This window comes from Pleomorphomonas carboxyditropha, from assembly GCF_002770725.1.
Taxonomy (GTDB): domain Bacteria; phylum Pseudomonadota; class Alphaproteobacteria; order Rhizobiales; family Pleomorphomonadaceae; genus Pleomorphomonas; species Pleomorphomonas carboxyditropha.
This window is the reverse complement of sequence record NZ_NQVN01000014.1, coordinates 42042-62861: the sequence shown is the minus strand read 5'-3', so window position 1 is coordinate 62861 and position 20820 is coordinate 42042. Positions and strand designations below refer to the sequence as shown.

Sequence of the window (20820 nt, the reverse complement as noted above, 5' to 3'; positions counted from 1 at the left end):
ATCTTGGTATTGAGGCCGATTACTCGGCGGCGCTGGTCGTAGCGCCCTTCAGCGTATCGATCTCCGCCAGAGCCTCGTCGTAGCGGCTCTGCAGGGCGTCGAGTTCGGCCTGATGGGCTTCGTCGAGCTTGGCGGCGTCGATGCCGGCGAGGTTCTGCAGCGTGCGCCAGAAGCGGCGGCGCTCCTCGACCAGGCGAACGATCTGGGCCGGCACCGGGAAGCGGATCAGCTTGCCCTTCTTGACTTCCCAGATGAACGGGATCTTGCCGACCCGGTCCTCTTCGCTGAGGTCGATGAACTCGTCGATCGACACGGCGTTGTTGACGTCATCGGCAAGCGGCTTGCCGGTGAACTGCTTCTTGAAGCGGCCTTCCTGGTGAGCGAAGTGGGCCGGGGTGAGCGGCACTTCCTTGGTCTGCTCGTTGCCATCGGCGTCCTTGTAGGTCAGGACGAGGGTCGTCCAGTCCTGCTCGACGTCGGGGTTGCCGTCCAGCGAGAAGCGCTCCTTCAGCACCGAGCCGCCGTCCGGATTGTGGACGTAGACCGGGCTGGTGCGGCTCTCGACGGCGAGGCGGGCATGCTCGCTCGACACGTCGTCACCGATGCCCTGCTCGCCCTGGCAGGGCGTGTAGACGTCGATGATGGCCGGCGACGTCGTCCGCGACAGGGCGGAGAGGACGTTCTTCAGGAAGTGGCCCTGGATGGCGGTGGCGGTCTGCACCACCATCACCGCCGGGTGGAAGGCGGCGATCAGGCCGAGTTCCTTGCGGTTGTCGGTCTTGCCGGCATGCGCCGCGCCATAGCGGGCGAGGTCGGAGTCCTGGCCGATCAGCGAGGAGGTCGAGGCCTGGCCGCCGGTGTTGGAGTACACGCCGGTGTTGACCACGATCACCTTGATCGGCGTCTTGGTCGACAGCAACCGCGACAGCGCGCCGAAGCCGATGTCGTAGGTGGCGCCGTCGCCGCCGATCGAGAACACGGTCGGCAGGCGGCCGAGCTCGGTCTCGCTGAACTGCTCCCAGCCGAAGGTGCGGAACATCTTGTCGTGCACCGACGGATCATACTTGTCGTCGAGCTCCAGCTCGGCGATGCGCATGGCCCGGAAGTTGACGAGCACATCCGCCGCGATGCCTTCGTAGATGCCCTTGGCGAGCGCGGGGGCATCCTGGAACAGGCTGTTCACCCACGGATCGCGGTAGGGGTTGTAGGGGAAGGTCGACGAGTAGACGCTCGAGCAGCCGGTCGAGTTGGCGATCACCGCCGCCGCCGGGCCTTCGCCCGTCGGGCCGCTCTCCAGGAGGAAGAGATGGTGGTTGATCGTCTCGAGCGACGACTTGATGCGCGCGGCGCGCGCCTCGTCGGTCACCGTGGCGAGCTTGGCTTCCAGCTTGGCGACCAGCGCTTCGACGTCGGCGATGTGCTCCTTGCGGGCGCGGCCCTGGAGAGCATTGTTCGCCGCCATGATCAGGCGCAGCGCCGTCACCTCGCCACAGCCGCGGCAGCCGCCGTGACCACCGGTCATGGCATAGTAGTTGTCGCGGTCGAGGATGAGGCGCTTGGCGTTGGCGCCGGTGAGCTGCTCGGTGAAGCGGGACGGCGTGTTGGCCGTCTTGGTCAGGAACTCGAAGCGAGCCTGCAGCGTCTCGAGCAGCGCGTCGTCCTGCTCGGTCTGGATCAGGGCGTCGGAGCCGCAGACGGTGGTGCACTCGAGGCAGCCCGAGCACTTCCACGGGTCGAGGCCGACCGAGTAGAGGGCGCCAGAGCCCGGCGTCTTCTTCTCGGTCTGATCGAAGAACAGGCGGGTACGCGCCACCGGGAAGTTGGCGAGGACCGTCGTCATCTTGTCGAAGTCGAGGGCGAGCGACGCATCGCCGGCCGCAACGCCCGGCGCCACCTGGGCGAAGATCTCATGGAAGGCGCGGGCCTTCGGCTGAGCCCTGTAGACTTCGCGGATGGCGGTGGCGATCGCCGGCACCTTGTCGGCGATCTCGGCGCGGCGGTCTTCCGGAACGTCGATCTGGCGCGCGGCGGTGGCGACGAGGTCATCGATCTCGTGCACCGTCGACGGCATGGCGGCGTCGGGGCAGACCAGCGTGCACTCGAGGCAGGCCGTGCACTTCTCGGCGTCGAACACCGGCACCTGCCGGCGGAACAGGCCCTTGTCCTTCATGGCGGCGGAACCGGCCGGCATGAACATGCCGGTGCCCGGCAGGACCGGCGATTCGCCGATGGTGCCGTCCCGGAACGGACCGGCCAGCATGTCCTCGTAGTAGTCGGCGTCGAAGATGCCGGCCGGCGAGTTGGTGTCGAGGCTGCAGATCGAAGCGGAGATCGCCACCGAGCGAGCGTGGACCACCGGAGCGTTGGCCTCGGCGGCCTTGAAGGCCTCGTCGTTATAGGCGACTTCGTGGGTCGCTTCGGCACCCTCGGCGATCACCGCCATGTTGCCGGCGACGACGGCGTCGCCCTTGGCGCCGAACTTCTTGGAGATCTGCTGGCGCACCTTCTCGAGGATGGCGGCGCGATCGGCACCGGCGGTGATCCGCTTCTCGTGACCGCAGAGCGCGCCGATGAAGGCGATGCCCATCATGCGGGTGGCGAGTTCCGGCGACGGCGCGTTCTTGCTGGCGACGGCGAAGGCGTCGACCACCAGGAACTTGATCTCGCGGTCGCGGATCGCCTTGCGGGCCGAAGCCGGCATGTCGAGCCACGCCTCAAGCGGCGTCTTCGAGGTCTGCAGGATGAAGGTGCCACCCTTGGCGAGACCGCGCAGCGGGTTGGAGTGCGCGAAGACCTTGTGGTCCGGCGAGATGACGATCTCGACGTCCTCGATCTCGGCGTTGGTGATCTTCACCGGCTCCGGCGACAGGGTGATGTAGTAGTTGGTCGGAGCGCCGGACTTTTCCGAGCCGTACTTGGGAGCGGCCTTGGAGTAGAGGCCGAGGGCGCCGGCCAGGATGTCGGTCAGGAGCTTGCCGGTGGCGATGGTGCCGTAGCCGCCCACCGAGTGGAAGCGGACGCGGAAGGCATCTTCCGGCAGAAGGCGGGGGTTCTCGCCCGTCTCGAGCGCCATGAACTCGGTCTGCGGATAGGCCGCCTTGAGCTTGGCCTGAACCTCGCTCATGCGGGCATTCGGGTTCTTCGAGAAGAACTGCGAGCCGAGGTAGACGAACGGGTTGTTGCGGGCCGCTTCCATGTTGTCGAAGGCGGCGACGATATGGCGCGACTGCAGGTCATGGCCGCCGAGGCCGAAGATGGCCGTGGTGACCTTGGGCAGCTTGTCGATGGCCGGGATGCCCTCGTGGCGGCCGCCGTCGGCATTCTCGCGCGCCTTGAACAGGGCCTGCGTCACGAAGCCGGTGAGCGCGGTGTCGTCCGAGCGCTCGAGCACCGTGACGGCCTTCTTGCCGGCGATGGCGGCGATCAGCTCGGCTTCCGGGAACGGCTGCAGCAGCTTGATGGCGATCGAACCGACCTTGCGTCCCTTCGAACGCAGATAGTCAACGACGGCTTCGACGTCGTCGGTGACCGAGCCGAGGCCGATCATCACGTAGTCGGCGTCCTCGGTCTTGTAGGTCATGACCGGCGAATACTGACGGCCGGTCAGCGCGCCGTACTCGTCCATGGCCTGCTTGACGAACTTCGGCACGTCCACCACGAAGTGGGTGCGATGGTCGGCGGCGCCGGACTGGAAGTCGGGCTGGTTCTGCACGCCGCCGGTCAGGCCGGGGTTGTGGATGTCGACCAGCGCCGGGACGAGCTGGCGGGTGCCCTTCTCCCAGGCGTTCAGCCACTGGCGCTTGAACTGGCCCTGGAGATCGGCCGGAACCCACTTGCCAACGGCCTCGATCAGCTTGCCTTCGTTGTCGGCCTCGATGGCCTCCTCGTTGGCGTCGATGTAGGCCTTGAGCGCGGCCGTGTTGGCGACGGTGAAGGCGTCCTTCTTGCGCACCAGCCACTGGCGGAGCTGGTAGGCGCGGCCCTTGGCGCCGAACAGGATTTCCTGGGCGACGGTCGGGCACTTGATGCGGCCGGTGGGGTCGCCGAGGAATTCCTTCAGCAGCGCCGGCTCCGGCATCTTGGCTTCCGACAGCATGTGCGAGGTGGCGAAGCCGTCCATGGCGTTGGCGACCGGCACCAGCGACAGCGCCGACACCTTGTAGGAGATGGCAGCGAGGTCGGCCGCTTCCTGCGGGTTGGCGCCGAACAGGATGGTGTAGCCGGTGGGCAGCAGCGAGTAGACGTCGTCATGGCCGGCCATGACGTTGAGCGAGTGCTTGGACACCACGCGGGCGGCCACCTGCAGCACGAAGCCGCCGGCCTTCTTGCCGACCGTCACGTAGTGCGACTCGAGGCCGTAGAGGATGCCCTGCGACGACGAGGCGTTGGAGATGAACTTGCCGCCGGTCAGCGCGGCGCCGAGGGCGCCCGACTGGGCCGAATGCTCGCCTTCCGGCTCGTAGAAGAAGGGGTGGCGGCCCCAGACGTTGCAGCCGCCGCCGGCGCGGAAGCTCTCGTAGATTTCGGAAATTTCGGTCGAGGGCGTGATCGGGTAGCCGATGACACCGCCGCATACTTGGCCCATGACGTGGGCAACGGCGCCGTTGCCGTTGATGACCGTGGGAAGACCTGGATATTTCGCGCTCATTTGCTGCATCCGTCCTGCTGCATCTGGTGTTCCTGTCCGCCCCGTCCGATCAGTCACTGGCCGAGGTTCGGGCATCGATACGCCAATGTTCAGCTGCCGATGGAGTTCTGACCTTGATTTCAGTCAAAACTATACGAAACTTACTTGGGTTTCGGTGTTGTTACCGATGGACCCTTCTGCCGTTATAGAAGCGCGGCAGAAGTTTGTCGTAAGTACTCAACCGGGGACTACGTGGAACTGCGAAGGTTTTACTGCTATGCGTTTTTTGCAGGGCACCATCCTCGCAGCGCCTTCATTCCACGCGGTTGCCGTTTCAAGCAACCTGCTGCTCCTAAAGTAGGAATTCGGGCAGGCCAATCGTCCGGCCGACTCCTTCCGGACGATCGAGGCTGGCGGGCCGGCGATTTTTGCCGTCAGGAACCGGACAGTATTCGTCGACGGATTAATCGGTTTATCTATCCGGTATAGTCCGGCTGCCGTGCGTTCCGCGGCGCCGGAATTCAAAGTTCACCTTTCCATGAAAGTTTAATCCGCATGGTTTGCGTTTTCCAGTGCGGATTTGGGATTACCCCGCCGGCCTTCAGCGATATCGGACAGTCTCGCCGTTTATCGCGAGCGGTTTGTACTGCTGCGTTTTTAAGCGCTTACCAGCGGAATTCACCGCGGATGCCCGGCAATCTCCGTAACATTCGCTAAGCCTAAGGTCGAATACGAATTGAGAGGCGTCGACGGCCGGACATATACAGTTGAGACTGATTTGCAGTGTCGATGCTGCCGGCCCGACCGTCTGGCGGACCGGATCGCTTGCCGGAGTGCGCGGGGATGGGTCTTTCGATCGAGGCGATGAAACCGGGAGACAGCGCTCGCGTCACTGGCCTGATGGCCGGCGATCGCGGCTACCGCCAGCGCCTTCTCGCCATGGGGCTGACCCCTGGCGCGGTGTTTCAAGTGCGCCGCAAGGCGCCGCTCGGCGATCCGATCGAGATCTCCATTCGCAACTTCACGCTGACGCTGCGCAAGTCCGAAGCGGCCATTCTCGAGCTGGAGGCGGTGTGATGGCCGCCGAGCCTCTTGTCGTCGCCGTCGTCGGCAATCCCAACTGTGGCAAATCCACCCTGTTCAATGCATTGACCGGCGCGACGCAAAGGGTCGGCAACTGGCCGGGCGTCACCGTCGAAAAGCGCGTCGGCCGCTTCGTCCACGCCGGCCGGACGGTCGATCTGGTCGACCTGCCGGGCGTCTACCTGGTCGGCAGCGCCGACGCCGGCTCGCAGGACGAGCGCGTCGCCCGCGACTTCACGCTGTCCGGCGAGGCCGATCTCGTTCTCAACATCGTCGACGCCTCCAACCTCGAGCGCAACCTCTACCTTACCACCCAACTCATCGAGCTGGGCGTGCCGATGCTGATCGTCCTCAACATGATGGACATGGCGAAGGCGGCCGGCATGGAGATCGACGTGACGGCGCTGTCCGAGCGCCTCGGCTGCCCGGTGGTGCCGACGGTTGCCAGCCGCGCCGCCGGCCGCGAGGCGGTCAAGGCGGCGATCCTCGAGGCGGCCGCCCTGAAGCGGGCGCCGGTCGCCCGTCCGGCGCAGCACGAGGCGGTGGCGACCGCCGTGGCCGAGCTGGCTCCTCGCCTGACCGACGCCGCCCGAGCCGCCAGGGCCGATGCCGACTGGCTGGCGCTGAAGCTGATCGAGGGCGATACGCTGGCCGAGAGCCTCGCCGGCCCGGCGCTCACCGCCGACGTCGTTTCCGCCCGCCGGGCGATCGAGGACGCGGCCGGCGAGGAGGCCGACATCGTCATCGCCGACGGCCGCTACACCTTCGTCGGCGAGCTGATGGCCGGCGTCTGCCGCCGGACCACGCGGCTGTCCGCTCCGCTGTCGCAGATGATCGACCGCGTCGTGCTCAACCGCGTGCTCGGCGTGCCGATCTTCCTGTTCGCCATGTACCTGATGTTCCTGTTCACCATCTCGGTGGGCGGGGCCTTCATCGATTTCTTCGACCAGGCGTTCGGCGCCATCTTCGTCGACGGCTTCGGCGAACTGCTCTCCGCCCTCGGCACGCCGCCGATCGTCGAGGCGGCGCTGGTCGGCTTCGGCTCGGGCATCCAGACGGTGTCGACCTTCGTGCCAATCATCGCCTGCCTGTTCCTGTTCCTGTCCTTCCTGGAGGACTCCGGCTACATGGCCCGCGCCGCCTTCGTCATGGACCGCGCCATGCGGGCGATCGGCCTGCCGGGCAAGTCCTTCGTGCCGCTGATCGTCGGCTTCGGCTGCAACGTGCCGGCCATCATGGCGACGCGCACCCTCGAAAGCCGCCGCGACCGCATCATGACCTCGCTGATGGCGCCCTTCATGTCCTGCGGCGCCCGCCTGCCGGTGTTCGCGCTGTTCGCGGCCGCCTTCTTCCCGGCGAGCGGCCAGAACATCGTGTTCGGCCTCTACATCGTCGGCCTCGCCTTCGCCGTGCTGACCGGCCTCGTCCTGAAGTCGACGCTGCTCGACGGCGAGCCGACCCGTTTCGTCATGGAGCTGCCGCCCTACCACATTCCGACCGTCCGCTCGGTGGTCGTCCAGGCCTGGCAGCGCCTGCGCGAGTTCATCGTCCGCGCCGGCCAGGTGATCGTGCCGATCGTCATGGTGCTGTCCTTCCTGTCGGCGATCGGCACCGACGGCAGCGTCGGCCGCGACAACACCCGCGACAGCGTGCTGGCGGTGGTGAGCCAGCAACTGGTGCCGGTGTTCGAGCCGCTGGGCGTCACCCGCGACAACTGGCCGGCCGCCGTCGGCCTGTTCACCGGCATCTTCGCCAAGGAGGCGGTGATCGGCACGCTCAACGCCCTCTACGAGCAGGTGGGCGAGGAAGCGGCGGCGCCCGCCGCCGATGCCGTCGCGCCCGCCGAGGAGCAAGTCGGCCTCGGCGGCAAGCTTCTCGGCGCACTCGCCACCATTCCCGAGAACCTCGGGGCGCTCGGCGGCAGCCTTGCCGATCCGCTCGGACTCAACGTCGGCTATGTCGACGACAGCGCCGCCGCCGCCGAGGAGCTGGAGGTCGACGGCTCGGTGTTCGGCGCCATGCAATCGCATTTCGGCGGCACCTCCGCCGCCTTTGCCTACATGCTGCTGATCCTGCTCTACACGCCTTGCGTCGCCGCGCTCGGCGCCATGCGCCACGAGATCGGCGGCGGATGGACGGCCTTCGCGGCCATATGGACGACGGCCGTTGGCTATCTCGCCGCCGTCTCGTTCTATCAAGCGGCCACTTTCGCTGACCATCCGGCCAGCTCCAGCCGCTGGCTGATGACGGCCGCCGTCATTTTCGCCGCCGGCATCGCCGCCATGTGGATGGCCGGCCGGGCGCGGGGCCGCTCGCTCGCCGCGCAGCCGGCCGAGTGACGGCCATGATGACGCCGTCCGCCGTTCGCGATTATCTGAGGGAACGGGGCAGCGCGCCCCTTTCCGACGTCGCGCTGCACTTCGACGCCGGCGAGGACGCCGTCCGCGCCGTCCTCGACCTCTGGGTCGCCAAGGGCAGGGTGCGCGCCTTGACGGACGGCGCCGGCTGTTCCAAGGCCGGCACCTGCGGCTGCACATGCAAGGCCGAAGAGATCTTCGAGTGGATCGGGGAAAGACGATTGGCGGGCTGATACCAAGAGGCATTGAAAATGCCTCTTGGTATTCCGCTTGCCGATTTCTCATGCCCTCGATGCACATGAGAAATCGGCAATGGCCTCAATGAGCGGATGCGTCAGCATCTTCGCGAATTGGCAGGAAACGTCGCCCGGAAAAATAAAAACCCCGGCTCCGCATGGCGAACCGGGGTTTCTCAGCCAAAGGGCGGAACCGTCAGATGGCGGCCTTGATCCAGGCGGCAAGATCGCTCTTCGGAGCGGCGCCCACCTTCATGGCGGCCGGCTCGCCATCCTTGAAGATGATCAGCGTCGGGATCGAGCGGACGCCGTATTTCATCGCCGTGTTGCCGTTTTCGTCGACGTTGAGCTTGGCGATGGTGATCTTGCCGTCGAGCTCGCCGGCGATTTCGTCGAGCGCCGGGGCGATCATGCGGCAGGGGCCGCACCACTCGGCCCAGAAATCGACGAGGACGGGCGTCGACGAGGCAAGCACATCGGTGGGAAACGACTGATCGGTGACTTTCTTGGTCGACATGGCGGACCTCGCGAGCTGGACGACGCGGCGCCGACTCATGGCCGGGTCGCGCCTGTTGCCCGAAAGCTAAGGAGCGGACCCGGCAGCGTCAAGCGCGGCTGAAGCATGGGTCCAAACCCTGCTGGCTCTCCGCCATAAGCTGCGGTCGATAAAACAAGGGATTAAGTAAAAACCCTAACGGACTTTTGCTTCAGGACGGATCGTCGATTTCGTTTTCGTGATCGCCAGTCAGGATGCCGGCGTCCACCGCCTCGAGATAAGCGGCCAGCGTCGCGTCCAGATCGGCCGGCGCCACCTCGTCGAATCGCGCCGCCGCGGTCCACAGGATGGCCGCGCGCACCGGACGGTCCGGCCAGAGGCGGCCGAGGACCGCCCGGTAGAGCGCGAGTTGCAAAATATACCTCGGCGGCACCGAGCGCGGCGGACGCGCCGCCGTCTTGTAGTCGACGACCGTCACCGCCTCCGGCTCGACCAGCAGCCGGTCGACGCTGCCGCTGACGGCGACGGTCCGTCCGGCCGGCGTCGCGACGCTGCCGGAAACCGCCGCTTCGGCCCGGGCGGCGGGGGAGAACAGCAGCGAAAGGTCCGGCCGCGCCATGAGGGCGACGATGTTCTCGGCGAGCGCCGCCCTGTCGCCGTCCGGCAGGCCGGCAAGCAGGCGGCCGAGATAGCTATCGGTCGCGGCGGCGCGGGCCGCCGGCTCGATGTCCGGCAGCAGCTCGAAGAGGCGGTGCAGCACGCTGCCCCGCGCCGCGGCCGCCGGATCGAAGGGGATTGCCGTGGCGCCGGTGGCGGCGCGCGACGGGGCGACGCTAGCGGGCTCCGGAACGGCATCGGCCACCTTGCGGGTGAGCCAGTCGGGCAGCGGCGCCGGCTCTCCGGCAACGGCGCGGGCCGGCTGCGGCGGCGCCGGCGGATCTTCGTTCCTGGCATGCCAGCGCAAGGCGACGACGGTGCCCGCCGCGTCCTTCACCGTCTCGGCATCGATGCCGAGCGCCGCCTCGACGAGGCCGTGCCAGCGGCGGTCGGCGCCTTCGTCGGCGCCCTTGAGGCCGGCGACGACCAGCCGGTCGCGGGCGCGCGTCAGCCCGACGTAGAGCAGGCGCCGGTATTCCTCCTCCTGCGCGGCGATGAAGGCCGCCGCCGCCGCCTCGACCGGCGCCGGACGGAAGGCGCCGCCCTGCCGCCAGATGATCGGCGGGTTGGGACCGTCGCTGACCGCCAGCACGTCGGGCAGGTTCTTCTCGCTGGCCGGCTTGTCGCCGGGGTCGATCAGGAACACGATCGGCGCCTCGAGGCCCTTCGAACCGTGCACCGTCATGACGCGCACCTCGTCGCGCTCGGCGTCGAGTTCGCGGCGGATCAACTCGCCGCCCCTGGACAGCCGGTCGACGAAGCCGTTCAGCCCGGCCGTCTCCTCACCTTCATAGTCGAGCGCCAGCGTCAGCAGCTCGTCGATCACCTCGTCGGCCTCGCGGCCGAACCGGGCGCGATAGGCGGCCCGCCCGCCGTCGGGCCCGACGAGGCGCGACAGGAAGACGAAGGGTTCGCCCCGGTCGGCGCGGCTCATCCACAGGGCGACGGTGGCGCGCAGCGTCTCGGCATCGGCGTCTCCCTCGGCCGCCCGCTGCCGGACGGCATCCCAGAGGAGGCCCGGCCGGCCATGGGCGAGGCGGAACAGCGCCTCCTCGGAGAGGCCGACGAGCGGTGACTTCGCCACGGTGGCGAGCGTCAGGTCGTCCTCGGGCAGCAGCGCGACGCGGGCGGCGGCCAACAGATCCTGGGTGACGATGTGGCCGACCACGTCGAGCCGGTCGGCGCCGGCCACCGCCACGCCGCGTTGCTTCAGCGCCCGGTTGACCGCCTCGACGAAGGCGCCGCGCTTGCGGACCAGCACCAGCACGTCGCCGGGCCGGATCGGCGCGCCGGTGGCGGCGAGGCGGGCGCCCGAGCGCAGCCAGCCGGCGACCTTGTCGGCGACGCGGCCGGCAAGTCGCACGGCCGGACTGGCGGCGGCGGTGGCGTCGACCGGGTCCTCCCAGTTGCCGGGCGGTGGCGCCGGCAGCTTTTCGACCGCCGGCCACAGCTCGACGAGGCCGGGCTCGCGGCCGCGCACCGTCTCGTGCACCGTAGGGCCGGCATCGGTGGAAAGGCCGGCGTGCGCCCCCGGGTTTCGGAACACGGCGTCGACGGCGCCGACCACCGCCGCCGTCGAGCGGAAGGACAGGGTGAGGCGGAGGTCATGGACCGGCAGGCCGGCCTCGGCGAGGCGCCGCCCGAGCGTCTGGCGCGTCAGGCCGAACAGGTGCGGCGCCGCCCCCTGGAAGGAATAGATCGACTGCTTTTCGTCGCCGACCGCGAAGACGGTGCGTCGGCGCCCGGAACGGGCTCCTTCGCCGGCTGAGAATTCGCCGGTCAGCGCCTCGACGATCTGCCACTGACGCGGCGAAGTGTCCTGCGCCTCGTCGACCAGCACGTGGTCGAGCCCTTCGTCGAGCTTGTACTGCACCCAGCCGGTGGCGTCGGAGTGCGACAGGAGAGCGGCCGCCCGTCCGATCAGGTCGTCGAAGTCCAGAAGGCCGCGCCGCGCCTTCTTCGCCTCGATGAGGCCGATCAGCCGGTCGGCGAGGCGAAGCAGGGCGGCGCTGCGCGTGCCCCAGAGCGTCGCCGACAGCGCCCTTTCGAGATCGAGCAGCCGCTGCGCCTCCCGCTCGAAGTGCTCGTTGGCCTCCGGCAGCGCGTCGGCGACGTCCTTGGTGAACGGGCGCTTGCGCGGCTCGCCCTTGGCAGTCAGGAACAGGCCGCGCCAGAGCGGCCGCCGCGCCTCGGCGTCTGAAGCGGCGAGCGCCGCGCGAAAGCCGTCGGCGAGCGCCGGCATCGACTTGGATTTCGAGGCGTCGAGCGCATCGATGAGCCGGCTCAGGAAAGGCCCGGAAAAGTCGGGCGAGGTCGCCATCTCCTCGAGAAGGCTTTGCCGGCTCGCCCCGGCGGGCGCGCCGAGCGCCTGCGGCAGCGCCGCGAGCGCCTGGTCGGTCGACAGGTCGCCGCCGAAGAAGGCCGCGAGGTCGTCGCGGGCGGCGGCGACGGCGCGAAGCGCCCGGTCCAGGGCCTCGTCGCCGGCGATCGCCACCAGCTCCGCAAGCGCTTGCCCCTCGGGGCTGTCGGGATGGGCGGCGCAGGCGGACAGAAGCTCGGCCCGCGCCTCGGCATAGAGGTCGGCGGCGCGGGTATCGTCGAGCACCCGGAAGCGGCCGTCGAGGCCGGCCTCCAGCGGAAAGCGCTGCAGGAGCGCTTCGGCGAAGGCGTGGATGGTCTGGATCTTCAGGCCGCCCGGCGTCTCGATGGCCCGGGCGAACAGCCGCCGGGCCGGCGCCAGGCGGTCGGCTGGCACCGGCTTGCCCTCGAGCTCGGAGAGAACGCGGGTCAGCTCGTCGTCGGAGAGGCCGGCCCAGCGGCCGAGTTCGTCGAAGATGCGGCCGGACATCTCGGCCGCCGCCGCCTTGGTGAAGGTGAGGCAGAGGATGCGGCCGGGGTCGACGCCGTCGAGCAACAGGCGGATCACCCGCCGCGTCAGCACCCAGGTCTTGCCCGAGCCGGCGTTGGCCGACACGAAGGCGGAGGCGCCGGGATCGGTGGCCAGAAGCTGGACCTGGCGGGTGGCGGCCGGAATCTTCATTCCTCGCCTCCGTCGTCCTCGATGCTCCACTCGCTCACCCGGGCGAGGTGGTCGTAGTCGCCGCTGTCGGTCTTGCGGAAGGGGCGGGCGCGCGAAAGGTAGCCGCGGTTCGGATCGGCATAGGCGCGGACGAGGCCGCGCAGGCGGGCTTCCGCCTCGGCGATCGTCTGCTCCAGCGTCACCGCGTCGCCGCCGCGCGGCGCATGGCCGGTATAGCTTTCGATCTCGTCGCGGCCTTCGAGGCCGCGCAGCACCACGTGCACCAGTTCGGCCGCCTCGCGCGGGCCCGACAGGCGCGAAAAGCCGCCGTGACGGGCGATCACCGCTTCGAGTGGCAGTTGCGGCGTCAGTTGGGCGGCGATCTGCGCCGCCGTCGGCGCCCGGCCGGTCTTGAAGTCGATGATGGTGACGCGGCCGTCTTCCTCGACGTCGATGCGGTCGGCACGGCCGGTCAGCGTGAAGCGATCCGTCACCGCAAGGCTGCCCTCGATTTCCGGATGGCGGGCCAGCGGCGCGCGCCTCGCCTCGAATTCCAGCACGATGAACCGGGCAAGCGCCTTGAACCGCGGCCACCAGAGCGCATGCACCTCCGGATGGCTGGCGAGCGCCTCGGAAAACCGCCCGCGGCCGAATTCGATCAGCGCGGCGACGGCCGTCTCGTCCCAGGGGCCGGCCCAGGTCGCCGCGAAGTCGGCGAGAACGTCGTGAACCAGCGTGCCGCGCGTGCCGAAGTCGGGCGTCTCGCCGAAGCCGTCGAGCGGCCTGAGCTTCAGGATGCGCTTGGCGTAGATGGCATAGGGATCGCGGATCAGCGTTTCGATGTCGGTGACCGGCAGCATGCGCGGCCGCGCCGCCGCCGGCGGCGCCGGGTTGGGACGGGCGGCGCGCGGCACGGCCGGCCGGTCGTCGAGCCGGCGCGCCCAGTCGAGGAAGCGGCCGCCGCGCGCCTCCATCGCTTCCGTTCGCGCCGGACCGATGAGGCTCGTCAGCCGCTGCAGGAAGCGGGTCGGCACGGTCGGCGCGCCGCCGCGCCGCGCCGAGCGGATCAGCACGCTGTCCGGCGCGCCGAGGGCGGCGGAAAAGTCGTGGGCCGACAGGCCGATGCGCACCTCCGGCGGACTGAGGCCGAGGCCGGCGCGCATCGGTCGCGACAGCCAGGCGCCGGTGTCGGTGACCGGCGGGAAGACGCCTTCGTCGAGGCCGACCAGCACCAGCCGGTCGGTCGGCAGAAGGCGCGCCTCGATCGGGCCGGTGGCCATGACGCGAACTCGGCGGCTCGGCGTCAGCACCAGCACGTTGCCGATCAGCGCTCTCAGCACCGGCGCGAAATCGGCGCCGGCAAGCGCGAGGCCGGCATCGGGCGCGCCGATGTGATCGTCGAGGATCGACAGGAGTTGCCGCTCCGCCCGCGTCGGCTCGTCAATGTCCTCCTCGGAGCGGCGGGTGACATGGCCCAGCGTCTCGCGCAGCGCGCCGAGGAAATCGGCGAGCGTCGGCGCCGGCGAAGCCGCCGCCGCGACGAGCGGCGCCATCGCGGCATCGAAGGCGGCGGCAAGGGCCAGCGCGTCGGAAAGGACGGCGTCCGTATCGTCCTGTCCTTCCAGCGCCTGCAAGGCCCGCGAGATCGCCGCGGCGCCGCCGGCAAGCCGCGGTCCGCGCAGCACCTTGCGGGAAATCAGCCGGCCGGCCGGCCGGATGCGCGCCGGCGCCCAGCCGAAGCGCGCCTCGGGATGGCCGAGGATCGCCGCAACCTTCACCGGCGGGAAATCCTCGGTCGCCGCCTCGGCGAGGAGCAGGGCCAGCGCGCCATAGGGGGTCTGCGGCAGCGGCAGGCCGGCGGTATCCTCCACCTCGATGCCGAAGCGGTCGAGCTCGGCGACGACGCGGCGGATGATGGTACGGTCGGGCGTGACGAGGATCGCCCGCGCCTTAGGATTTTCCAGACACTGGCGGAGGGCGACGGCGGCGGCGAGCGCCTCCTCGGCCTCGTTGGCGGCGACCACCAGGGAAACGCCGTTAAGCGCCGCCTCGGTCGCTTCGGCCTCGGCGTCGAGCGCGGCGGCATGCGCCGGCCAGCGGTCGGTGACGGCGGCCGGCACCAGCGCCCGCCGGACGATGTCGGCGCGGGCGGCCAGCGCCGGTAGCGGCGCGCCCAGCTCGCCGATCTCCGCCCGTTCGACGCCGAGCCGCTCGACGAGCCGGTTCATGGTGTGCTCGGGGTGGGCGCAATCGAAAAGGCTGGCGGCGACCGTGTCGGCCGGCGCCGCGGTGTCGAGGCCCGGCAGCACCAGCGCGCCCTCGGGAAGCGACAGCACGGCCGCCATCAGGTCGGCGGTGCTCGGCACCGAGCCGGTCGAGCCGGCGATGATCACCGGGCCGGGTGGCGGGCGGCTCTGCCAGCGGCGGACGGTGGCCTCGACCATCGCCCGGTGGAAGGCGCCGGCGCCGATCCGGCCACGCTCGGCGATGGCCGCCGGCAGCGCCTCGGTGGCGATCTTGAGGAAGGTGAGCGACAGTTGCCACCAGGCGGCGTAGTCGTCGGGCACCAGGGTGTCGAGCTTGTCCCAGTCGACGCCCTCGAGTTCGGCCTGGTCTAGGAGAGCGAGGAGGTCGGCGGCAAGATTGAGCGCCTCGGCCGGCGAGCCCGGCACGGCCACCGGCTGGCCGGATGGCGTCAGCAGCCGGTCGCTCGTCACCCGCTCGCGCCAGCGGGCGACGAGGCGCGCCAGCATCAGCCGCCGCTCGGCGGCGCCGATGACCGGCGGCAGGTCGAGCGCCTCCGGCGCCAGCAGGTCGTCCTCGGCTTCCAGCACGTCGGATATGGCAAGGATGCGCGGCAGCATCGCCGAGCCGCCATCGAAGGCGTCGCGGAAGGCCTGCCTCAGCGCGGCGCCGGCCCGGCGGGTCGGCAGGTAGATGCTGACGTCGGCCAGCTCGAACGGCTGGCGGCGATAGGCGCGGCCGGCAATCAGGCGGCCGTCGAGCAGCGCTTCGGCCAGCGTGGCGAGGAAGGGCGCACCGGGAGGAATGGTGAAGACGCGCCCGGTCATTGGCTACTCCGCCGATAGCCGGATGGTCCGCTCCGCCTGCCCGATCGCCTCGGGCGTGCCGACGTGCAGCCAGGTGCCTTCGAGCCGCACGCCATGCAGGCGGCCCTGGCCGATCAGCTCGTCGAAGATGCGGTTGAGCGAGAAGGGAGCGAGAGGCAGCTCGGTGAAGATGCCCGGATCGAGAATGGCGGCGCCGGCATAGACGAAGGGGGCGACGGTGCGCTCGCGCCGCCGCGTCAGGCGGCCATCGCCGGCCATGTCGAAGTCGCCGACGCCCGAATAGCCAACCGATCCGACGGTCGGGGCGAGCAGCAGCAGGCCGTCCATGCGCGCGCCGTCCCAGGCCCGGGCCAATGCCGGCAGGTTGGCGGAAACGCCCTCGATCCAGATGGAATCGGAGTTGAGATGGTAGAACGGGTCGCTGCCGAGATGGGGCAGCGCCTTGACGACGCCGCCGCCGGTATCGAGCAGCAGGTCGCGTTCGTCGGAGACGATGACCGAAAGGTCGCGCCGCTTGCCGACGTGTACCTCGATGAGATCGGCGAGGTAATGGACGTTGACGACCGCCGTCTCGACGCTGGCCTCGGTCAGCCGGTCGAACACCCGGTCGATCAGGCTGCGCCCGAGCACTTCCACCAGCGGCTTCGGCGTGGTTGCCGTGATCGGGCGCATACGCTTGCCGCGGCCGGCGGCGAGCACCATGGCCTTGCGAGGGCGGACGGCGGAGAGAAAAGCAGCATCAGTCATCTTGGAACGATCGGGATCTCGGCGGTCGGAGGAGACTCACGGCCGGACGGCCGGCGGGGCGAGCCGTTCATACCAGAGCTTGACACCGGCGAGAACCTTGTCGTCGAGCGCTTTTTCGAAGTTGCGGCGAATGCGCGGCAGGAAACGCAGGTGATGGCTGCGGCCGGTGCGGGCGGCATATTCGACGAAGCGGCCAAGGATCTTGGCGTTGCGCTGCGCGCCGAGGATTACCGCGCGCTCGGCAAAGTCGGCAGCGTCGAAGCCTGCGTCAAAGGCCCGGCGACGGTCGACATAAGCGGCGGTCATCGCTGCGGCGAGCTCGTCGGGAATGTCAACACGGGCGTCGGTGACGAGGGCGGCGAAATCGTAGGCCGGCGAGCCCAGCAGCCCGTCCTGGAAGTCGATCATCCCGATAGGGTCACCCGAAGCCTGCCACAAGATGTTGGGCGAATGGTAGTCGCGCAGCACCAGCCGCCGCTGGTCGTCGTCGAAGCGAGCGAGAAGGTCGTCCCAAAGACCGTCCCACTCGGCTCGTGCATCGGCTGCCATTGGCGCGCCGGTAAGCCGCGGCATGTACCAGGCAGCGAACAGACCGGCCTCGGTTGCGAGCGCTCGCCGGTCGTAGCGCGGCATCGGCCAGCGGCCACCGGCGTCGTCGACGGCAATTTCGGGCCAAGCTACGGCCGCGAGGTCGGCGAGCCGCTGTGCGGCCACAAGGTAGCGCTCGGCGATCGGCGCATCGTCGCGCACGATGCCGTCCGAGCCGAGGTCTTCGACCAGCATCAGCCGCCGCTTAATATCGCAATCGAGAACGCGCGGACTGCGGAAGCCATGACGGCGTAGCGTATCGGCAATGGCGGAAAAGGCGGTGAGGTTGTCGGCGAGGTGGACGATCTCCTCGTAACGGTCGTCGTCGGCCCGCTTCATGTAGGCGCGCCAGGCCGGCCAACGCATCACCACCGCCGCGTCGCCGCCAGCCGTCGCCCGCTCGAAACTACGCGTCGAGGCGTCGCCGTGCAGATGCCGCCGTTCGGCACCCTGAAAACCGGCCCGGCCCAACAGGTCGCGGACGGCAAAGGTCTCGTCGAGCCGATCGGCCCAGCCGCCGTCCCGCGCCTCCAGCGAGAAGCGGCGGCCGTCGAGGCCCTCACCCTCGGAGATGACGATGTTGAGCCGCTCGGCCGGCAGCTCGTCGCCCGCCCGGTCGGGCCATTCGATCAGCGACAGGCCCTCGCCGACGGCCTCGGCGAAGCCGATCTCGATGAGCTCGTCGGGATCGGCGAGGCGATAGAGGTCGAAGTGATGAACCGGGAACCGGGCGGTTTCGTAGCTTTGCAGCAGCGTGAAGGTGGGGCTCGGCACCTCGAGGCCGGGATCGCCGGCAAGGCGCCGGACGACCGCCCGCGCGAAGGCGCTCTTGCCCATGCCGAGGTCGCCGTGAAGGGCGATCACGTCGCCCGGCCGGGCAATGGCCGCAATGTCGTCGGCGAGGCGGCGCGTGCCGGCCTCGTCGGCGACGCTGATGGTTTTCCGGTAGGACGGGCTCATCGCAGGGCCGCTCACTCGGCCGCTTCGGCGATGCTGGGGTTGAGCGGCAGCCTGCAGACGACCCGCGTGCCGACGCCGATCTTGGAGGTGATTTCCACGCTGCCCTTGTGCAGCTCGACGAAGCTCTTGACGATGGAAAGGCCAAGGCCCGGACCGCGTCGGCGGGCACCGTTGGTGCGGCTCTCGAAGCGCTCGAACACTGCCTGGAGATATTCGTCGGGGATGCCGCGGCCATGATCCTCGACGATGAACGAGATCGCCTCGTCGGTGCGCCGGCAAGAAAGCGACACCACGCCGCCGTCGTCGGAAAAGGCGATGGCGTTGGACAGGAGGTTGAACAGTACCTGGCGAACGCGCTTCTCGTCGGCGACGAAGGAGCCGATGTCGCCGGGCACGTCGAGCTTCAGGTCGATATGCGCCTCGGCGATGCGATCGCGAAGGCCGGCGGTCGCCGCGCCGACGGTCGAGGGAATGTCCACCTCGCCGAGATCGAGCTCTATGATGCCGGCATCGACGGTCGCGAGATCGAGAATGTCGTTGATGATGGCGAGGAGCGCCGTCGACGAATCCATGATGTAGCCGGTGTATTCCCGCTGCTTGATGTTGAGCGGGCCGGCATTGTCATCGGCGAGCAGTTGCGCGAAGCCGATGATGTTGGTGAGCGGCGAGCGCAGCTCGTAGGAAACGTGCTGGATGAAGGCGTTCTTCAGCTGGTCGGCTTCCTCGAGCGCCTCGTTCTTCTCGGTGAGCGCCCGCTCGACATTGACGGAGTCGGTGACGTTGACGAAGGTGATCAGCGTCGCGCCGTCCGGCAAGGGCACGGTGGTGAAGTCGATGACGCCGCCGTCGCGGCGGTCGAGCCGGCCGGTCAGGCGGTTGCGGCTGTCGGCGAGGCCGGCGACGGCGAGGCGGACCTCATCCCAGGCTTCGCGGTTGCCGTGGGCCGCCATGCAGTGGCCGACCACCTCGTTGATGTGCGGCCGGCCGGCCAGCATCTCTTCGGAGAGCTTCCAGAGGCTGCCGAAGGCCGGATTGGACAGGCGCAGCCGGCCGTCGGACCCGAACACCGCGACGCCCTCCGAGAGGTGGTCGAGCGTCTCGCCCTGCACGCGCGTCAGCGCGTTGTAGCGACTCTTGAGCTCGATCTGCTCGGTGACGTTCTCATAGACGTAGGTCACGCCGCCCTGCGGATGCGGGTTGGCGATGACGCGCAGCGTCTGTCCGGTCGGCAGGTGCCACCAGCTTTCGCGGGCCTCCATCGCCTGATAGGCGGCAAGCTGCTCGTGCTTCCAGCTGCGGAAGTCGGCCTGTTCGGGCAGCTTGCGGGAAGCGCGCAACTGGTCGAGGATGGCGGCGTCGTCCGGACCGCTTTCCAGGAAGGCGGTGTCGAGGTCGAACAGCGCCCGATAGGCGGCGTTGTAGAACTTGAGCCGCTTGTCGGCGCTGAAAATGGCCACGGCGGTGGCCAGCTGGTCGAGCGTGCGGGCGTGGCTGTCGATGGTGCGGCGCAGTTCCACCTGCGCCTGCTCGAGCTCGGAGACGTCGGTGGCGATGCCGGCGCTGCCGGACGCCGTCTCGACATCGACGATGTCGAAGACCCGGCGGGCGCCGCCCACCACCAGCGACAGGCGCTTTTCGAACACCGGCGCTCCCTGCCGGCTGTCGGCGATCGCCTTGCGGGCGGCCGTGTCGAGAAACTCGACGCCGACGGCCACCGCCTGCGTCGCGCTGGCCACCTCGACGGCACGGGCATAGGCGGCGTTGACCCAGACGAGCCGGCCCGCCTTGTCGCGCGTCCAGGCTGGCATCGGCACCTTGTCGATCAGGCTTTCGAAGGTCTCGACCAGCGTCCGCTGCCGCTCGAAACGCTCGGCCAGTTCGGCATATTGCTGCCGCTCGCGCGTGAGGTTGCGGAAGCGGATGAAGCAGCGCGATCCGTTGACCCGGCCGGCCGCCTCGATGTGGACGCCGCTGGTGGTGGTCAGCACGTCGAGGAAGGCTTCGCCCTCGGCGCGCAAGGAGCGGGTGCGGGCTTCCAGAAGCTGGGCCGACGCCGGCTCCAGCCATTGGCCGAAGGCGAGGAAGCCGACCTGGCTGCGCGGCACGCCCGAGGCTTCCGGCAGTGAGCCCATCACCTTCGGCGCCTCGTCGCGGGCGCCCCAGATCACGGTGCGCTGGTCGTCGGCGTTGAGGGCGGCTTCGGTGCGATCGGCGGCGAGCTTCAGGTCGGCGTTCTCGCGCAGCAGGCGCTCGCGATCCTCCTCGGCCATGCGGCGCGCCCGGATCAGGGCGGCGGCCGACACCACGGCGATGCAGATGGCCGACACGAAGGCCGACAGGGCGGCCACCTGGAGCGGCTCGAAATAGACCGAGCCGTCGGAGCCGAACTTGATGGCCTGGGCGAACGCCGAGCCGGTGGCGACCGGCGACAGGACCGTCGAGAGCAGGGCGATCTTCCCGACATGCCCGGCAAACGGCAATCGTGTCCGGTTCAGCCCCGGCATGTATCTGTCCCCTTTTCGGCCGCATGCAAAAAGGCGCCCGCTCCCTCGGGAGAGATCCGCCCCCGGACGGCGCGTGCCCCACCGCCGATCCGAATCACCTCAAAATACCGCCTTTCAGGGGGGGCAAAAAGAGTCGAGGGCGCCTCCGCCGGTTCCTCCGGGACGAGCAAGTCCAGCTCGTCAATATGTTCATGGAACGTTCAGTGATCATGATCGCTCGGCGCATTGTAGGCCCGGAGTCGACAACTGCCGGCAGGGGGTGGCCAGAGGATTGACCGGACTCGCCTTATGCGCTTCGGCCGTCATCCTTTTCCCGATCCCTCGCGGCCGGCCGCGGTATCCCCCGGAAAAATCCGCATGTGTGGAACAGCTGTGGATAAGGCTTTGCCGGCAACAAAAACCCGCCCGCGCCTTGAAGGGCACGGGCGGGCGTCGATGCGATCGGAACGCAGGCCAGGAGTTGGAGCCCCCGGGC

General features: G+C 69.1%; 10 protein-coding genes. 3 read left to right on the top strand and 7 right to left on the bottom strand.

All coding sequences use genetic code 11. The annotated features are described in order from the left end of the window. Window positions 1-19 precede the first annotated feature (19 nt). Window positions 20-4648 carry a 2-oxoacid:acceptor oxidoreductase family protein gene (locus CJ014_RS18180; protein WP_100081911.1) on the bottom strand — a complete coding sequence of 1543 codons (4629 nt, stop codon included), beginning with the start codon at window positions 4646-4648 and terminating at the stop codon, window positions 20-22. A gap of 822 nt (window positions 4649-5470) precedes the next feature. Between CJ014_RS18180 and CJ014_RS18175 the strand changes: the two genes are divergently transcribed. From CJ014_RS18175 to CJ014_RS18165, 3 genes are read left to right on the top strand one after another with little or no spacing between them, the layout of a single operon-like run. Continuing rightward, entirely contained in the window at window positions 5471-5704 is a 234-nt protein-coding gene (locus CJ014_RS18175) for a FeoA family protein (RefSeq protein ID WP_100081910.1), read from the top strand. Beyond that, window positions 5704-8049 carry a Fe(2+) transporter permease subunit FeoB gene (gene feoB / locus CJ014_RS18170; RefSeq protein ID WP_100081909.1) on the top strand — a complete coding sequence of 782 codons (2346 nt, stop codon included), beginning with the start codon at window positions 5704-5706 and terminating at the stop codon, window positions 8047-8049. Before CJ014_RS18175 ends, feoB begins: the two co-directional genes overlap by 1 nt. Before the next feature lie 5 nt (window positions 8050-8054). After that, entirely contained in the window at window positions 8055-8300 is a 246-nt protein-coding gene (locus CJ014_RS18165) for a FeoC-like transcriptional regulator (RefSeq protein WP_207765798.1), read from the top strand. 199 nt (window positions 8301-8499) lie between these two features. Here the strand turns inward: CJ014_RS18165 and trxA are convergent, their stop codons facing one another. The 6 genes from trxA to CJ014_RS18135 form a co-directional block, all read right to left on the bottom strand. Beyond that, window positions 8500-8820: a thioredoxin TrxA gene (trxA, locus tag CJ014_RS18160; protein WP_100081908.1), complete on the bottom strand. Its 321-nt coding sequence runs from the start codon at window positions 8818-8820 to the stop codon at window positions 8500-8502. A gap of 190 nt (window positions 8821-9010) precedes the next feature. Further along, on the bottom strand, window positions 9011-12496 hold the full coding sequence (gene addA, locus CJ014_RS18155) for a double-strand break repair helicase AddA (protein ID WP_100081907.1): 3486 nt from the start codon (window positions 12494-12496) through the stop codon (window positions 9011-9013). Next, window positions 12493-15546 carry a double-strand break repair protein AddB gene (gene addB, locus CJ014_RS18150; protein WP_100081906.1) on the bottom strand — a complete coding sequence of 1018 codons (3054 nt, stop codon included), beginning with the start codon at window positions 15544-15546 and terminating at the stop codon, window positions 12493-12495. The genes addA and addB overlap by 4 nt, the downstream gene beginning before the upstream one ends. A gap of 3 nt (window positions 15547-15549) precedes the next feature. Then, complete coding sequence (locus tag CJ014_RS18145) at window positions 15550-16293, bottom strand: nucleotidyltransferase family protein (RefSeq protein ID WP_100081905.1); 744 nt, start codon at window positions 16291-16293, stop codon at window positions 15550-15552. Between the two features lie 36 nt (window positions 16294-16329). Further along, entirely contained in the window at window positions 16330-17856 is a 1527-nt protein-coding gene (tsaE, locus tag CJ014_RS18140; protein WP_133121878.1) for a tRNA (adenosine(37)-N6)-threonylcarbamoyltransferase complex ATPase subunit type 1 TsaE, read from the bottom strand. Next, window positions 17853-20345, bottom strand: a complete 2493-nt coding sequence (locus CJ014_RS18135; protein WP_100081903.1) for a PAS domain-containing sensor histidine kinase — start codon at window positions 20343-20345, stop codon at window positions 17853-17855. Before CJ014_RS18135 ends, tsaE begins: the two co-directional genes overlap by 4 nt. Window positions 20346-20820: the final 475 nt, after the last annotated feature.

What these genes read in the sequence shown, in the direction of transcription:
- CJ014_RS18135 (WP_100081903.1), bottom strand. Translation starts at nt 20,345, where the DNA reads ATGCCGGGGCTGAACCGGACACGATTGCCGTTTGCCGGGCATGTCGGG.
- addB (WP_100081906.1), bottom strand. Translation starts at nt 15,546, where the DNA reads ATGACCGGGCGCGTCTTCACCATTCCTCCCGGTGCGCCCTTCCTCGCC.
- CJ014_RS18165 (WP_207765798.1), top strand. Translation starts at nt 8,055, where the DNA reads ATGATGACGCCGTCCGCCGTTCGCGATTATCTGAGGGAACGGGGCAGC.
- addA (WP_100081907.1), bottom strand. Translation starts at nt 12,496, where the DNA reads ATGAAGATTCCGGCCGCCACCCGCCAGGTCCAGCTTCTGGCCACCGAT.
- CJ014_RS18180 (WP_100081911.1), bottom strand. Translation starts at nt 4,648, where the DNA reads ATGAGCGCGAAATATCCAGGTCTTCCCACGGTCATCAACGGCAACGGC.
- CJ014_RS18175 (WP_100081910.1), top strand. Translation starts at nt 5,471, where the DNA reads ATGGGTCTTTCGATCGAGGCGATGAAACCGGGAGACAGCGCTCGCGTC.
- CJ014_RS18145 (WP_100081905.1), bottom strand. Translation starts at nt 16,293, where the DNA reads ATGACTGATGCTGCTTTTCTCTCCGCCGTCCGCCCTCGCAAGGCCATG.
- feoB (WP_100081909.1), top strand. Translation starts at nt 5,704, where the DNA reads ATGGCCGCCGAGCCTCTTGTCGTCGCCGTCGTCGGCAATCCCAACTGT.
- trxA (WP_100081908.1), bottom strand. Translation starts at nt 8,820, where the DNA reads ATGTCGACCAAGAAAGTCACCGATCAGTCGTTTCCCACCGATGTGCTT.